Genomic DNA, 18,330 nt, shown 5'->3' on the forward strand with positions numbered 1-18,330 from the left:
CATCATTAACGTATACCGCAAGGCTGTCATCAAAAGATGAGCTTGGATTAGAGTTACCAGCAATCACCTTACCGGCGGAGATATTGGCGCCGCCAGTGAAGGTGTTAGCGCCTGAGAGGGTGAGAGTGCTAGAGGCGTTGTGTGTTAATGAACCAGTTCCACTCATCACTCCAGATAATGTCTGATTGGCTGATGAGGTATAGATAAAGCTACCGTTATTGCTAATATTTCCAGCGTATGAACCTGAGCCCAGAGTACCGCTGCCGCCAATCAATAAAGCACCAGCAGAAATAGTAGTGTTACCGGTGTAAGTATTCGTATTGCTTAACGTTAAGTTACCGGAGCCAGCCTTAATTAATCCGCCAGCACCTGCAATCACACCAGCAAAAGTGGTCGAACTATTGTCACCAAAGGCAGTCAGGAATTTTGCTGAAGCAAGATTAATCGTGCCGCAACCTGCAAAAGCAGCAATCGTATCGTTTGATGAAACGTTATAAGATGCGCCACTAGAGACATTGACCACTGTGCTGTCGGAAAGACTGCCAGTAACAATTAGCGCACCAGCTGTGATGTTGGTACTACCGCTATAAGTGTTGGTGCCGGACAGAGTCAAAGCGCCCGCACCTGCTTTAATGAATTGGGCAGTAGTGCCGCTAATGCAACCGCTATAGGTGGACGCCCCACTTTGATTAACGGTCAATGTTCGACCTGAAGCTAAAGCAAGATTTGCTGCACCACTGACATTACCAACCAAGCCGATGTTACCGGTTGTTGTATTGCTGGTAGTGAGTCCTGAGTTAATGGCAATATTGCCACCATAAATATTGATAGGACCAGCAACACTCGTATCTGTCGATACAGTTACGTTTTGAGTGTTTGTCGTTTTACCAATGGTTAAGCCAGCTTTATTGCCCGTGAGTGCAAAACGAGAGTTCCAATCAAAAGCTGAACCAAAGCTAGAGCCATTGGACTGAATCGTTACATTGCCGGTGTTTCTTAAATTGTATGTACCGTTCGCACCAATGACGTCGGCAGTGAGCGTGACGTTTCCACTTGAATTAGTAGTGCCATCACCACCAAGATTCAATGTTCCAGCATTAACAATGCCATTACCACTTGCATTCGCAATACCAATGAATTCAACATCACCCCTGGTTGAGGTGATATTGGCTATACCACCATCGACCTGAATACCACCAAAGGTTCTAGCGGTGCCAGTACCTGCAGTTCCATTGAATGTAATGCTTCCATTAACAGTGCTGATTCGATGTACGCCACTATCGGAGTAAATATTGATACCTGCAGGATGGGAGTTTGCATCGTTATTGGCGCCGCCAATACCTACGATACTAATAGAACCATTACCTGAAGTTTGAACGACATCACCTGTTCCACCCATATAGGCAAAAGAAACGATATCCACACCAATTCCAAAAAAGCCAGCTGCAGTAGGTGATGCACCCTTACCGCGTATAGAGATATTTCCGCCGCCCGCATTGATTGATGAGCTATGTAGCCAGACACCGCGATAGTTAGGGGTCATACCATTCAATAGAGCAATATTGGCACCAACCGCATAACCGCTACCATCAATCGCACCGCCACCTAATGTGATATCACCACCGCTAGTGGTCAGGCTCACGCGATCCAGTGAAATCGCACCAGCACCAGAATTATCTGTATCTGCTGCGAACAAAATAGAGCTGCCATTAGTCGTAATTGCAAGACTAGAAGTATTCGTCAGAATCGTTCCAGCGGCTGCTAAGGTGATATTACCCGTGCCTGCTGCTGTAGTTGTGAGGTTTGTATTGAGCGTAATGTTGCCGCCATACAAGTTAATCGGTCCGCTGATATTAATAGCGGTACCGTTAACCGTTATATCTTTATTCGCTACGCTTGTAGCATTGCCGATGGTTAAGCCCGTTAAAGTCGTGGCGTAAGTGTAGTTAGTAGTACTGAAAGCATTCGTAAACGCGCTACCAACTGGCTGGATAGTGACTGCACCAGCGCCTGTAAAGCCACTTGTTGTAGGTGTTGCGTTATTAGTAAATACGATTGCACCAGAAGTTACATTGGTGCTGCCGGTATAAGTTTGCAACCCTGTCAGAGTTAAGGTGTTTGCTGCAGACTTGAGTAATGCTCCTGCACCAGAAATATTGTTTGCAACAGTGATATTGTCACTACGGTTAAATGCTAGGGTTGTGCCAGTACTAATATTGATATTAGAGCTTGCATTGACGCTGCCTAAAGTTCCGCCTGCACCAATTTGTAATGTACCTGCAGTGACATTAGTTGAGCCAGAGTAGCTATTACTACCTGACATCACTAAAGTGCCAGAGCCTGACTTCGTCATATTGCCAGTACCGGCAATCACACCAGCATAGTTGAGCGTTACGCTTGGATCAATGGTGAAGGTGCCATTGCTAGAACCTAATGTAATGCCACGATTGGCATTCAGTGTGAAGCTAGCAGTAGTACGCAGGGCTCCGCCATTCATGACGATACTTCCAGGCGTTGCCGATCCGGGAGCGCCGCCCAGGTTTCCATCCGCTGAAACTAACAAGCTGCCCGCGTTTAATGTAGTTACGCCTAAATAAGAATTAGATCCGCTTAACGTTAAGTTACCAGCTCCTTGCAACGTTAAACCACCCGAACCACTGATAATTCCTGAAAGCGTTTGATTCGCTGAGCTGTTGAAATAAAGCGCACCGTTGTTAGTAATGTTGGCTGCATAACTACCATTACCTAAGCGCCCTGCACCACCAATAATGAGGTTGCCGGCATTAACCACCAGATTAGTGGCGAAGCTGTTATTGGTACCAGTCAATGTCAAATTGCCGCTGCCATTCTGCGTAAGCGTACCCGTACCAGAAATATTTCCTGACAAGGTTTGCGCTGCTGACGAGTTGTAAATCAAGCTGCCGTTATTGACAATAGCGCCGGCGTAAGTACCAGAACCCAAGGAACCAGAACCACTAATATTTAAGGCACCCGAATTAATCGTCGTTGTGCCAGAGTATGTATTAACAGCGCTGAGCGTTGTTACGCCGGTAGTGTTCTGAATGATCGCACCGGTTCCAGAAACAATGCCGCCCAGGGTGACATTACCGCTACCACCAGTCAAAGTAAGCGTATTAGCAACGAGAGATATAGGGGCATTGATTGTTAGATTTCCAGCACCCGTTGTGAAAGAGGATGCTGCAACTAGAGCAATGTTGGCAGTGCTACTGCCGTTAATGATGATGTTGCCAGTAGCGCTTGCATTCATCACACCTGCGCCATTCATATAGAAGCCACCATTTGAAGGTGAGCCAGCTAAATTAATAGTGACTGTGCCGTTTGCAGCATTTAATCTAGGAGCGGTATTACCAGAGGAACTCTGACCTCCCCAACCAAGGCCTAGCGAGCTGACATTAAACGTGGCGTTACCTGTTGCAGACAATGTCGCATTGGTTCCGTACTGTGCGATACCCCAATCGCCCACTGCCTGATTAACGTTGACCTGCAAGGTGCTGCCTGACAATGCGTTCATCGTGCTATTGCCAAATAGGCCAAGCGCCCAATGACCGACAGTGCCAGTAGAGCCGTTAGCTGTCAGCGTAATTGCTCCATTTGCGTTGAGAACGGCACCATCCTCAACAACGATGGAATTTGTCCATGCTGCAGTGGAGTTACCAAGCAGATTAAATGAGGCGCCTCCATTGGCAGTGAAATTATTGGTGCCTAAAAGATCAACAGCCACCTTCCGTGCGGATACGCTAGTACCAGCAGTGGTCGAAGTGCCCGCCAATGTCACATTGCCGCCAGCCACATTCACCGTGGCGTTATTTAAAGTAATGTAAGCGTTACTTGTTGCATTTCCAACTGTGTAACTACCAGCGCTATAGTTAAACGCTAGAGTTGCATTGTTAACAGCAAGGTTTCCAACACCAAGAGTTCCGGTTGTACCGCCATTACCCACTTGCAAGGTACCTGCTGTTACGTTTGTACCGCCGGCATAAGTATTTGCGCCGCTAAATAAAAGTGTTCCGCCGCCCGACAAAATAATGCCGGTGTCAGTAGCTGAAGTAGCCTTAACGATCGTACCCGTGACATTTAATGTATTTCCGCTACCGATGTTAAAGACTACGCCACCAGTCATTCCAAGAGTTACATTAGTAGCACTGATCGAGGAGTTCGCAGTGACATTAATTCGTTGATCAAGGTTGTATACACCCCATTGAGCAGCGGAATTACCAGCTAAGGTACCGCCATTTAAATTAATGCGGCCCAAGTGGAATGATCCATTATTGGACGAAGTTAATAATCCACCACTATTAATGGTTAATAGCGTTGAAGTAGTGGAAGTTGTGCTGCCAATAAATGAGTTGTTATCCCCGGTTAAGTTAACGGTACCGCCATCATTAATATTGATAGCGGCAGCATTACCTAAACCTGAGGTTCCGGCATTAGTACCGCCGGTAACGTTCACGGATTGCGCAAAGTTATAAGTACCCGTGAATGGCTGTGTACCATTAATTGTCAAGGTGCCGCTACTACCCGAGGCATTAAATGTACCAGCCCCAGTTATGCAGGATAGGGTTTCTGCTGCACTACCATTCCAAATAAAGGTTGTGCCTGATGCAATAGCCAGATTACCGCTATAGGAATTTGAAGCTCCCAAGGTTCCACTAACTGCAAGGGTTCCGCAACTAATCGTTGTAGCGCCAGAATAAGTATTTGTGCCGGTGAGCGTTAATGTATTAGCACCTACTTTAGTCAAGCCACCAGTACCGCTAATGTTCATAGCTTGAGAAATCGAGTCACTGCGATTAAACGTCAGCGTGCCGTTATTAACCAGATTTGCTGTAGTGATTGAGCCAGAGGTAGAGCCATTACCAATCTGCAAGGTGCCTGAGTTAATTGTTGTATTGCCGGTATAAGTGTCTTCGCCAGTGAGCGTTAGAGTACCGCTTCCATTCTGCGTTAAATTACCAGTTCCACTAATGACACCAGACAAAGTTTGTGCATTGCTTCCGTTGTAGGTGAAATTCCCAGCATTAATAATATTGGCTGCATATGATCCACCACCTAACAATCCTGTACCACCAATAATCAGTGTTCCAGCATTAATGGAAGTAGCGCCAGAGTAAGTATTGTTACCTGTGAGATTGAGGGTTCCGGCACCGGCTTTTATTAACTGTGCAGTCGTGCCACTAATACAGCCGCTGTATGTGGAGGCACCGCTTTGATTGACGGTGATAGCACGGCCTGTGGCAACAGTAATATTGCCTGCGCCGCTTAAGTTGCCGTAAATACCAACGTTACCCGTTGTTGCGTTATTGGTAATTAAGTTGGCACTAACCTCGACATTAGCGCCATAAAGGGAAACCGGCCCACCGACGGTTCTCGCGGCATTCCAATAAACTGAATAGGTATTAAAAGAATTACCGATAGTAAATTGTGTAGGGGTGTAGGAGGTTCCATTAATTGTTGGATTAATCCCAAACCACGAATTATAAAAATCTTGTCCAAATCCTGCTGAATCTGACAATGGCAACACTGCAATGCTGCCATTAGTACCAATAGTTAAACCGGCCCAGCTCGCCGTATTCATTCTCAAGGTGATGTTACCCGTTTGAGTATTCAGAATGGCGGTTTGACCATCAAATAGCTGGGAACCACTAATCGTAATATTGGCGTTGGTTGAAGTAATGTTGCTACCAGCCAGCTGGCCTACAGTACCTGCCAAATAAATCTTATTGTTATTTGTAGTACTGATATTAATATTGCTACCACCAGCCAAAACATTTCCGTACATCACAATAGCGCGATTACCAGAATTTGCAGTGCCGGTTAGCGTGACATTACCGACATCAGAAATAATATTGTTATTCGAATTAAAGTAGAGGCCTGCCTGTAATCCCGTACCGGTCAACGTAACATTGCCACCAGTAGAGCGTATTGTGCCGCCTTGCGTGGTACTGTCGAAAATAGAACGAATACCAGCATAATCAACGTCATAAGTACCAGAGCCAGAAGATGTACCACTCAGAGTGATATCCCCGCCAGCAGTGATATTGTAGGCGCCATTCCAGACATTTAAATAGATACCAGCCGCTGTCCCACACCCGACAATATTAATACCGCCGTTACCGGCATTCATGGTGGTGGTGCGGCCAATCAAAATAGCATTGCCACTAGAGGTATTACCCTTAATGCTAATGTTTCCACCACCAGAATAGAGCTGACCATAGCCGCTAGTGCCGCCACCAAAGGTAATAGCCCAATCCCCGTTAGCACCAACTGCACCCGTTGGATTTCCATTAGCATCAGTAGCAGTACCGCCACCAATGATGATATTTCCGCCGCCAGAGGTTTGTGAAGTACTACCATTTGCAGTGTTTAACGTAATCACTTCATCATCGAATTGCACGCGCCCTGCTGTGGTGCTACCGTTAGCATTCGCCCATAGAACTAGACTGCCATTATTAGTCTGAATAGTTTGTGTTCTAGCGTTATGGATTGAGCTATTGGATTTAATGATCAATGCATTGCCAGCGCCATAGGAATAAATATTCGAATTAACGCGCAACCTCGCCTCAGAGAACAGGCTGATGTTGCCTGCACTGCTGATGTTCGTAGCATCACTCAGCAAACCGTAAGTGCCTGAACCCCTACTTGTTAAGGTGATATTTCCTGAAGTTGAGGTGACGTTTTTATATAAGTAGAGACCGTAGTAACTAGAACCACCATTACCTGTAATCACAATATTACCGGTGGTACTGGCTACACTACCGTAAAGATCAACGCCAAATCCAGTAGCACTGCCATTGGATGATCCTGTAATCGTGATATTACCGGTAGTAGAAGAAATAGAATTAGCGCTACTATTAGTGTCCCGCGCATAGTCAAAGCCTGAATAACCCGTATTAGTTCTACCAGTCAGGCTAATATTTCCTGTCGTGGAAGTGATATTTCCTGAGTAGATGTAGACACCTTGATTGCTGGTTGAATTCGTAACACCACTCATGGTGATATCGCCAGCACTAGAAATCAGATTGAAGTTAGCATGAATATATGCTGCAAGGCTTGTACTCGATGTTGCACAAACATTAATTGCGCCAGCCCCCAACGAGCTGTTGACATTTACTGCAGCGTCAGTAAAGATGCCGTAAGAAGAACTAGAAGTACCGCACATATTGACAGCACCAGCACCATTTGTGGTGACATTAAGCGCCGCACTGTTATAGATGCCGTAAGAAGAAGTTGATGTGCCATATATATTGGCAGCTCCAGCACCAGCTGTAGTGATAGTCGTTACGGCAGCAAAATTGACACCTGAATCAGATGCTGCTGTGCCATTTAATGTTAGTGAACCACCGGCTGTAGTTGAAATATTGGTTGCACCAGCAATATAAACACCCTGCTTCGTGCCATTCTGCCTACCGACAATAGAAATATTGCCGCTCGTAGCTGTAATATTGCCGCCACCAAGATGAACGCCATGGTAGGCACCTGATCCATTCGCACTAATTGCAATATTGCCTGTGGTTGTGGAAATATTAACAGTGTAAGGCTGATAGAAACCTGCCCATGCAGGTGAATTGCCGATAAGTGAGATTGACCCACCAGCCGTCGATTTAATGTTGCCCGAGTAATATGCCAAGGCAGTAGAGTTTCCCGTGCCATTTAATGTAATGTTGCCAGAGGCGGAGGTTATGTTCGATATATCTGTGGATAAACCTCCGAAAACAACCCCGTAGTGACCAGCGGCAGGCGCAGAAACACCAGTAATGCTGATATCGCCTGATCCAGTTGAATTGAAATTCACAAAGTTGTTGTTAACGTATACAGCAGCCGACCCACTGGAACTACCATTAATAGTGATGCCTTGCGCGGTAATGCTTGTTCCGCTAGTGGCGCCACCATAGGCATTCATCTCAATACCGTATCCGGTGGCATTTGTTTGAATATTTAATGAGCCATTACCCGCATTAATTAAGGTAGCACGATTAAACATCACACCATATCCACCGGTACTCTTAGCATTAAGCGTTATATTTCCGCCGCCGGTATACATCTTCGTGATCGTATTACCGGAGCTGCCTGGATTAAATGCAATTGCATGACTAGAGCTGGTCACATTACCAGTTGGATTGCCATTTGCATCTACCGCTGGGCCACCGCCAAATATGAGATCACCTCCGCCAGTTGCCTGGCTTGTAGATCCATTGGCCGTATTGAAAGTCAGGTTGGCATTAGTCATAGAAATGCCGCCACCAGAGGTGCTATTAGCATTACTCCAGAACACCATAGAACCATTGTTCGTCTGGAATGTCAGGTTATCAGCGCCAGATGAAATAGTTCCGAGAGATTTGATTAATACTTTCGAGTTAGCGCCCGTACTTCTTAAGCTACCGCTAAGGGTAATGTTCCCACCGTAAACGGAAATATTTCCAGCGGTTGTTAGATTGTTCGCTAAAGCGATGTTGTAGGTGTTTGTAGTTTTACCTAAAGTAAAGCTGCTCAGCGTTGTGCCGAAATTCCAAATACTGCCAAAGTTCATAGCAGAACCCGGACTACTATCTTCAACCCATAAGCGATTGAAGCTGGATCCGTTGCTTAAAATACTTAAGTTACCACTTGTTCGAACGTTAATGGTGCCAGCGGTTGAAGTTCTCTGAGAGAGTCGATCACTCTGAATCAGAATATCGCCACTATAGGCATTGGTGCCATCATAACCAATGGTGATATTGTTATTTTGGATACGAATACCGTCATCATAGTATCCGCTTGCGTTGTTGTTGCCGTAAATATTAATTGAACCAGTTTGCGAAACTACTCTTGAACCACCTACAAAGTAAAGCGCGGCTGAATCTGTTGCACTGTATGCCGTATTAGCATTTCCGGTGAGGCTAATATTTCCACTAACAGTTTTGACCAAGCCACCATCAATACCAAGACCAGTACGCCAGCCACTAGAACTATTTGTGATGTCGCTTGTATTTCCGGTGAGGGTGATATTGCCGGTACTAGTTTGCAAAGTAGAGGCTGCATCGATATGTAACGCCATACCGTTTGTGTATTTGCCTTTGAGATTTCCGGCAATCTGAATATCGCCAGCAGCTGTCGAGATGGTTGTGCTTACAATGTCTATACCGTAGTTAGTGCCGCTACTTCCTGAGGTTTGATTGGATGTGGCAGCAACGTATACACTTCCGTTTCCAGTGCTGATATTGGCATAATTAAGCCGTAGCGCAGTATCATTGCCAACATTAAAACTGGCCGTGCTATTGCCAACAGTAAGGGCTGTCGCTCCTACGTAGGGCGTCCAACTAGCTGTGCCATTTCCCCCGCCCATCCAAATACCACCGCCATTGGTGCTGATGTTACGTAAGGATGAACTGTTTGAGCCGTATACATAAATACCGCCATAATTATCAGCCTCGCTATCTGACCAGTAAACAATGCTGCTACCGTTGGTTCTGATATCAGCTCTTTGGAAAATATTGCTACGTGCTTTAAGTAAAATATTGCCAGTTGCGCCCGTCGTGGTTAAGCTACCGTTAACGCTAATATTGTTTCCATAAAAAGACATGGGGCCAGAAATATTAAACGCATCCGGAATGGCTACATCTTGAGTATTTGTTATTTTTCCAACCGTTAGCCCGCCAACCGTAGCATTCAAAACTATGTTGGATAACGAGAGGCCTGTTGCAAAGGCAGAACCATTGGAGAGGATGCTGAAGTTACCAGTCGTATTGATCGTCGAAGTTGAAAAACTCAGCTTGTCACTAGTAAAGGTAATATTGCTGGAGCTTGCTAACAGATTGCCTTTTCCGAAATCGCCACCAATACTTAGGCCCGCTCCTCCATAACCGTTAACAGAAATATCTCCACTTGCAGCGTGAAGATATAGGCGGCCTGATGAGAGCGCAGCATATGAACCGCAAGCACTAGTACCATTCAGACTAATGCCACCGGTACCATTCGCAATAGCGTCAACATTACCTTGAAAGCCAGCATAAGATGCGCTACCGTTAGTGGCCGTACCACTGATAGAGATCGCTGTAGTTGCATTACTGCTTGATCTCAGGGTTGGCGTTAAGTTTGCACCGTAATATCCAAATTCAATACCGTGACCCGAACCCTCACCACGACCATTAATTGTGATCGTGCCAGAACCTGCATCAATTAATTGAGTAACTGATGATGTATGGCCGCCATACCAAGCAACACCTGGGGCGCCAGTTGCAGCCTTACCTTGAATAAGAATATTACCGCCACCACTATAAAATCTGAAGTCGTTGGTGTAAGTGGCTGTTGGATTCCAAGCACCAATTTGCACGCCACCCGGCACGTGATCGCCCCAGGCGCCTTCTGTGCTTGGAGCAAATGCATAGCCATCGGATGCATTAGTCCCGTTACCACCCGCCAAGGTAATGGCGCCACCACCAGTTGACTGCGATGTACTGCCATTTGCACTATTTAATACCACGCCCTCACGAATACCAATGAAACCACCATCGCCATTTGAGTCTGCCCACAAGGTAATGCTGCCATTATTGGTTTGCAACTTCTTGTTCGCATCAACAAGTACGTTCCCAAGCGATTTAAATAAAATTCCCGAGCCATTTCCGGTTGTTGTTATGTTCGCATAGGCAACAACAAGACTGCCAACAATATTGATCGGACCAGCAATATTAACCGTATTAGAAATTAATACCGCTTTGTTCTCAGTAGTTTTGCCAATAGTTAAACCACCCAAGCTTGAGCCTAATGTCCACGCATTAGTTAAATCAAATGTCTCAGAGAAACTGCTTGAATTTGATTTAATCGTTAGTAGACCGCTGCTATTTGCAATGGTGGACATTCCCGAAAACCTATCAGCTTCATATGTAATATTGCTTGAGCTGGAGGTAACATTGGAGCCAGCTAGTTGACCAACAGTAGCCTGTACCTGAAGGAAGTTACCAATACCTTTAAATGTGATGTTTCCGCTAGTCGCAAATGCGTTACCGTAAAATCCAAGCGCTCCAGCCGTGCTGCCAGAGGGGGTATTGCCAGCAAAATAAATATCTCCAGTCCCATTGACTGTGACATTGCCGCGGTAAAACAATCCCCAATAACCATTTCCAGTTCCGGCGCTTGTACCGGTAACGTTAACACCACCGCCACCCGTTAAATTAACCAAGCCACCAAATGCGGTAATCTCCACACCGTGAGAGCCGCCGGTATTTGTTGAGGTGCCACTCAATAAAATTGAACCAGAGCCTGCGTTAATCGAACCATTCTTTGTCCAGGCTAGCCCCACATATCCAGCTGCCGATGTACAGCCAATGATAGAAACGTTACCACCACCAGTAGTCATGGTGACATTAGTGGAAGATGACCCCCAATAACCAAGTGCAACACCAATTCCGGCTCCAGTTGATGCTGCACCTGTAGGAGCGACACCTGTTCCGGTGCCACCGCCCATAGTGATGCTCCCCCCACCAGTTAATTGATTTGCACTACCGCTTGTATTGAAGGTGGTGTTATCGCCAATTTGAATAGCAGCATGAACTGATGGGGCAGCAACCCCATTGGCATTTGACCAAAGCACAATGCTACCGTTATTGGTTTGAAAGCTAGTGCCGTTTCCAGTGTAGACAGCCACGTTTGCTTTGGCTGTGAATCCGGCACCATTACCTGAGGCTGTAATATTGGAATTAAGATAAATAATGCCATTAGCAAGCAATGTTAAATTACCTGATCCTGTCCAGCTAAGGGGATTTGCTAAAGTTATTGCTCCGCCATAACCCCCGGCAGTGCCGCTGTTGATTGTAGTTACCGTAACATTTCCGTTATTTAAGGCAGCGGCCAATGTAGCGTTACTAATAGTGACTGTATGCACACCGCTATTAGGCGTATAGGTACTTGAGAGGTTTGTGTAACTATTATCGCTGGTGCCTATGGTTACATCAGCAGGGTCAAGCAACCAATTACCGCCAGTGCCAGTGACTACCTTTGCAGTTTCACTAACACCCAGTAAGTAGCCTGATGTTTCAACATTACCACCAAGGCCAGTGCCCGCACCTGCCGCAAGAATCGTGCCGTTCACTTGCGTTAAGGAATTTGTGTTGTAGATATCAGACCACAGCACTACCTTACCGCCATTACCACTCTCTGTGGCACTTGCGTCAATGCTGACATTTTGGGTCATCAATACTGTTGTTGCTTGATATACGCCGTTACTTCCTTGCCAATCACCACCAACCAGAACATTACCGCCGCCTGTTGCGCCGCTCACATTAATTGAAGTGTTGCCATCGAGTGTGATCGAGTCACCCAAGATGGTGGCGTTACCGCCCTGACCTCTTCTACTACGTGAGTTGATGCTGGTGAAACCAGTCAATGCTGCTGTTAGCGGCAATGATGGAGGGTTGAATGGATCGCTAAATGGGTTGGTGCTTTGTGCGTTCGTAGCAACTACTTGCACTTCACCACCCTGCGTATCACCATCGGTATTGATCGTTCCATCTGCAACTGCAACTTGTGCACCCGCTATCTGAACTTGTCCGCCACGTTGTGCGCTGCTGGCATCAATATTGGCATTGACGTTCAGTGTTTGTGTTGCTTGAACTTTTACTGAGCCACCTTGTACTGGACTAGTGGCGATCACTCTTCCAGAGATAGAAACAGTTTTGCCGTTAATGGTGATCGTGCCAGCTTGAGCTGTGTCACTGCTGACGTCTAGCGTGCCAGTGTTAGTGACAGTGCTGCCTTCCAGAATAATACGACCGCCCTGCTGACTGACGCCCTTCGCTTCAATCGTGCCGCTGTTAATCACAGTAGCAGCGAGTTGATTGACTGCGCGAGCAGAAAGAATCACTAAACCATTAGGCGCTTTAATTGCATGACGGTTTTCTACGAGCACATTAATTTGGCTATCAGTAACCGTAATACTTTCTAATTTACTGGCAGGGCCGAAGTTCAGAGTGATTGCTTCGCCACCAGCTAATGCAATGGTTCCAGATTGCGCTACTAGCAAACCTGCGTTACGTACCTCAGGAGCAAGCATGGCGATGTAGCCATTCAAGCTCGTTTGAATCGTACCTTCGTTAACAACTTGGCCAGTACTGCCATTGCGATTAAATGTGGTACTGCCTGCCATGAAGGCGGCATCACTCATGCTGTGAGTGGTAGCAACAATGCCACCGACGTTCACTTGTGCGCCTGGTGCAAAGTACACACCAGCAGAGTTCAGCAAGTACACCTGACCGTTGGCATTAAGGTTACCGAAAATCTGGCTTGGGTTTGGAGAGTTAACGCGATTGAGTGCAACTGCATTGGCGCTTGGTTGCACAAAGTTCACAGTCGCTTGTGAACCAATGTCAAAGGTATTCCAATTAATCGAGGCACGATTCGATGACTGCGTCACCGTCATCGTATTGCCATTGGTCATCATGGATGCCACACCAGCGGCAATTTGTCCGCCAGTTGGCAATTGATTTGGTGCCGGCGGCGCAGCAATTGCAGCCCCACCCGACATCACGGTAGCAACAGCAAATTTACGGGTAATACGAGTCAGCGATTGCTCTTTACCATGTGCACGGACGATTTCACTCACGGCTACCCATGCGCCCTGGGCTTTACTCCAGATCACCTTGAACATGCGGTTGAGTGAACTATTCATTCGCCGAAATTATTTATTCGCTATGCAATATGTTGACGTTGATGATTAAGCGCTAGCTTTGTCTAGATCATCGAAATGACGATTGACTAACTCGCGTAACTCATCGATTTGTTCAATCGCATACTGACGATTTGGAAACACTGCTGGTAAGCGCAATACATTGCCGTCTTCTGCCAAGAATGCAGCTTCAACAGAAACTGCTGCACCGAGAGTACGAACCGCAAATACACCGCGACCTGTAATCGGCTGACTTGCGCCAGCATCTTCTGTAGCTTGGTTTGATTGTGTCATTTGCGCTCCTTCATTAATGGCCTGTAATGGCGCTGTTGAAACTGTCGGCTCACCTAATACTGTTTTCACTGTAGGCTTCAATGCTTCTTTTGATGTAGTTTTTGATGCTGCTTTAGGTGTTGTTTTTGTCATTGTCTTTTTTGAAGTCTTCAAAGTGGGTTTCGGTGTTGCTTTTTTATTTGCTGCTAATTTTTTAGTTACAGGCTTAGGTATTGGCTTAGCAACAGGTTTCTTTTTCGCAGCTGACTTCGCTACAGGTTTCCTTGTAGCTTTAGCCACTGGCTTCTTCACGGCCTTCGCTGCAGGTTTCACTGCACCGCGCGCTTTAGTGGTGATGGTCTTGGCTTTGGTTTTCATAATGGCAAGGTCGCTGTTACCCAGAATCGGCTTGAGCTAAGACCCCCGTTTTGAGTGAGGTATTGAGTCACGCTTGGAGAGAGGCCGCCAGTGCGCATTGCAAATACACCTTTAACGCTGAGGTTGTATGGACCAAGCCATGACAAGCTCAGGCCAGCACCTTGCAGAACATAGTTGTTGCTGTATTGGCTGACAGCCGGATTGTTAAATTTCCAGGCTTGTACGTTACCGATGTCGTAGAAGCCAGCAACTTGAGTTTGATACGGCAAGTTGCGGCGCAGTTCAAACGTAGTGAGATTGCCCTGAGTGGCTGAACCCTGACCAGAGCCATAGGCACGCACATTCATTGGGCCGCCCAAGTAGAGTTGCTCAGAGCTATCCATGTTCTTGCTAGCTACCTGACCAGAAATAGACACGTATGCCATGACTTCCTCTGTCACGGATTGCAAGCGTGTAAATCCATAACGGGCTTTTGCAAAACTTCCGGCCACGCCATAGTAGGTGCTGTAAGGTCCGTTGATGTTGCGTGAAATATCTCCACCCGACACATTCAAGAGACCGGTGTTAATACCACCACCCAAAATATCATCCAAGAGATTACCGTTCAGACCAATTTGAGCCACGCTCGTTGTGTAGGTTTGATCTTGATTGACACCTGCAATAGTCCAGTTCTTAAAGTCACTGTAGTTCCAATTGAAGGTGGTGACTAAATTTTTCGGACGTGATCGAATGAGCGGCATACTCGCTTCAACACCACCGGTATTCGCAATACCATTGGCATACAAACTTTGGAAGCTTTGATTCAGAACGCGATAAGCCATGGTGCTGCCATTGACGCCCATGCGCAAACCACTACTACCAACCGGAGCAGTAAAGCTTAAGCGTCCATAGCTATTGCCCTCGGAATACATGCCATAGGCAGACAACTGATCGCCAATGCCCAATGGGCCGTTAGCACTGGCTAAAACTGAAGTACGGATCTTGCCGCTATTGGCATCACCGTAGTTATCAACACTCACCTGTCCGTTAAACAGCGGCTTGTCTTCTACAGTCAAAACTAAAATCGTATCGCCTGGCTTTGACCCACTCTGCAAACTGCTGGTAACCGAAATATCCGGCAAGTCATTCAAAGTGAGTAACGCAAAATCCAATTGATCAAGCGATAAATCGGCTGACCTTGGAATGCGCGCGTAAATCCATTCTTCAACGCGTGCGTTGCTTACACGCTTAGAGCGGTTATCGATGGAGATGCCGCCTAACTTTGCTTCAATCAGCTGAATACGCACTACACCAGCGGTAATGTCCTGCTTGGGCACGACCGCCCTTACCAGCCAACCACGCTCACGGTAATACTGAGTGATGGCATTGGTTAGCAAAGTCAGGTCATCAAAAGTGATTGGCGTATTGACTAGCCCAGCCGATAAACGATCGAGCTCAGCCGTAGGAATCTTGGTGTTTCCGGTGAATTCAAATTGCTTCACCACAAAGGTGACTTGACCTGGAGGTGGCGTGCTGGGCTTCAACTCCATGGGTGACACATTACGGGTCGCCTCCGGCAGAACGGATACACTAGGCTCCAGTTCACGGTTTTGCTGCAATAATTGGCCAGCAGAAGTCTGAGCAAAAAGGCTGCCGGAATTCAGCAGAACCCCAATCAGCAGTAAAAACCTCATACCCCCTAAAACGGAGGATGAGGGCCCTGTTGAGGCCTTTTGACCTGGATTTATATAAACGCGCGTGCACATACACGCGATTTTAGAAAAATACCGCGTTTTTTATAATGTACTTTGGTACAGGTTTTGACCCAAAAACCCGCTTTTTTTGCCCTAAAATCGCATTTTTAAGCAATTTTTCAAGTCCGGCCTTCAAGTAGTCGGACAAGAGAAATAAGTAGAAAATGACAGCCTTGCCAACTTTAAGTATCCAGCCATGAATTCTTTTGCAACACTAGCGCTTGTTTACGCTGTTTTTACTATCGTATCAAGCGGTCTTTTGTATGCCGCATTCAGAAAAAGAATGGATGAGTCAGTTGTCTATTTTTTAATTTCTGACTTTTTCATGGCTAGCACTTGCGTCATTCTATTTCTTACAAATATTCAATATATTAGCAACACCCCACTCATCATGGGGCTGTCTAACTTCACCAGCTTATCAGCTGAAGTTGGGATCATGTTCAGCATACTTTCGCTATCTAAGAGGGTTGATAAAAAATGGAGTTTAGCCGCCTTCCTACTCATGGCGCTCATTGCAGCTTACCTAGAACTCATCAGAGATCAAGCGGGTTTACATACGATTGTTCTCGTGATGTCAGTTTTTTACACCACACTATTTTCCATCACCTTTTACATTTGTAAATTTAGTATTCCAAAACCATTGGCAAGCAATCAATTCATTAGGATATTTACTTGGTTTGAGTTGGGTATGGTCTGCTATGGGATAGTACGAATTTTTGCATCCTTTGCACCTTTACCCGTCACCTTGCGATTTGAGCCGAGCAATCTTGCTGTCATTATCTTTTCCATCTACATAGTCATGGGAGCCTTTAGATATATGTCTTACATAGGCCTCAGGATCACTTGGGTCGACCCCGCAACCCACTCTCAAAACCGCCTGAATGAGCCGCTTTTGAAGATTATTGAAGAAAAAGATCGACTTCTGTCTGGGCTAATTTCATCTAATCGAATAATTGGTATTAGCGCACTTGCAGGCTCACTCTCTCATCAATTGAGTCAACCCCTCACCGCGATTGCACTTCGCGCTGACACAGCTCGTCGAGCACTGACGCGAGCTGGCAAGGACCCGGAAATGGTGAAGTCTCTTGATGAGATCTCCCATCAGTCAAGCAAACTAGCAGAGCTGGTCAAAAATTTAAGACGCTTATTTAGTTCTAGAACTATCGAATACGCTCCCACCAAGCTTGAGGGAATGATTGAAGAAATTCTGGAAATTGTGAGCCCCAGCCTTGAAGCTAAAAAGATTACTCTTCGTAAGAGTTATCGGGATAATCCGACGGTGCATGCAGATACTATTCAGCTACAACAAGTCATCATCAATGTTCTGAATAATGCTATTGACGCTCTCAACTCCGATCAAATTACTGAGAAATCCATCTCGATTGATTTATTTGTTGCCAATGAGCTTGTCACTATTGAAATTAAAGATAGTGGTGCAGGTATCAACGAGGCACTACTACCATCCATCTTTGAGCTTTATAAAACAACCAAAGAAGGTGGTCTTGGAATTGGCCTATGGCTCTGCAAAGAGATCATGGAAAGTCATCATGGCGATATCACTGCAATAAATGCTCCAGCTGGTGGGGCTATATTTAAAATAACGCTACCAGTACACAGTAATCACGAATAAATAGATCATGAGTAAAGCCCGCATCATCATTGTTGAAGATGAGTTATCAGTCCGCGAAGGCCTATCTAATTGGCTTTCCGAGGAATATGATGTCAGCGGATTTGATTCTGCAGAAGCATTTTTAAATGCCATTAATGACTTTGAATTCGAGGATGATTTACCAACTTGCCTACTTCTAGACTTCCAGATGCCAGGCATGAATGGGGTAGAACTTCAAGCAAATCTGAAGCTCATGAATATTCAATGTCCAATTATTTTTATGAGTGGTAATGCGCAGCAAGCCGACATTATTGATGCTTGGCAAGGCGGTGCAGTGAATTTCATTCTGAAGCCATTTGCTGGGCCACAGATCAGCTCTGCTATCGAAAAACTGTTTGAGCAATCTCAGAGTCTTCAATCGACATCCCTGGCAATTCAGCCTGCTAAAACATGCATTGACGTCCCAATTAGCCAAAGAGAAGCTGAAGTTTTACTTTTGCTGGGCGCTGGCGAAAGGCAGAGTGAGGTTGCAGAAAAGCTAGGCATTACCCTCAGAACTGTCAAAATGCATCGCGCTAGTTTGAAAAATAAATTGCAATTAAACACACTGGGTGAGCTCACTCGTTATTGCCATGAGCACAAACTTTCCATCGAGAAAGTATTGCAAAACTAAGTTCACT

The 18,330-nt window shown here is 45.9% G+C and carries 5 protein-coding genes; 2 read left to right on the forward strand and 3 right to left on the reverse strand.

The window, feature by feature from the left end; all coding sequences use genetic code 11:
- The 3 genes from ICN16_RS06120 to ICN16_RS06130 all read right to left on the reverse strand — a co-directional run.
- Nucleotides 1–13,660: autotransporter-associated beta strand repeat-containing protein (locus ICN16_RS06120; RefSeq protein WP_216135713.1), on the reverse strand; the 13,660-nt coding region annotated here is incomplete at its 3' end.
- Between the two features lie 45 nt (nucleotides 13,661–13,705).
- A complete protein-coding gene (locus tag ICN16_RS06125; protein WP_216135717.1) occupies nucleotides 13,706–14,308 on the reverse strand; it encodes a hypothetical protein in 603 nt (200 codons plus the stop codon).
- Nucleotides 14,305–15,981: a ShlB/FhaC/HecB family hemolysin secretion/activation protein gene (locus ICN16_RS06130; protein WP_216135720.1), complete on the reverse strand. Its 1,677-nt coding sequence runs from the start codon at nucleotides 15,979–15,981 to the stop codon at nucleotides 14,305–14,307. Before ICN16_RS06130 ends, ICN16_RS06125 begins: the two co-directional genes overlap by 4 nt.
- 256 nt (nucleotides 15,982–16,237) lie before the next feature.
- On the opposite strand from ICN16_RS06130, the gene ICN16_RS06135 reads away from it, so the two are divergent.
- On the forward strand, nucleotides 16,238–17,671 hold the full coding sequence (locus ICN16_RS06135) for a sensor histidine kinase (RefSeq protein WP_216135722.1): 1,434 nt from the start codon (nucleotides 16,238–16,240) through the stop codon (nucleotides 17,669–17,671).
- Between the two features lie 7 nt (nucleotides 17,672–17,678).
- Complete coding sequence (locus ICN16_RS06140; protein ID WP_216135724.1) at nucleotides 17,679–18,323, forward strand: response regulator transcription factor; 645 nt, start codon at nucleotides 17,679–17,681, stop codon at nucleotides 18,321–18,323.
- Nucleotides 18,324–18,330: the final 7 nt, after the last annotated feature.

This window comes from Polynucleobacter sp. es-MAR-4, from assembly GCF_018882055.1.
Classification (GTDB): Bacteria; Pseudomonadota; Gammaproteobacteria; order Burkholderiales; family Burkholderiaceae; genus Polynucleobacter.

Coding starts and splice junctions, on each gene's coding strand:
- ICN16_RS06130 (WP_216135720.1), bottom strand. CDS start 15,981: ATGAGGTTTTTACTGCTGATTGGGGTTCTGCTGAATTCCGGCAGCCTT.
- ICN16_RS06135 (WP_216135722.1), top strand. CDS start 16,238: ATGAATTCTTTTGCAACACTAGCGCTTGTTTACGCTGTTTTTACTATC.
- ICN16_RS06140 (WP_216135724.1), top strand. CDS start 17,679: ATGAGTAAAGCCCGCATCATCATTGTTGAAGATGAGTTATCAGTCCGC.
- ICN16_RS06125 (WP_216135717.1), bottom strand. CDS start 14,308: ATGAAAACCAAAGCCAAGACCATCACCACTAAAGCGCGCGGTGCAGTG.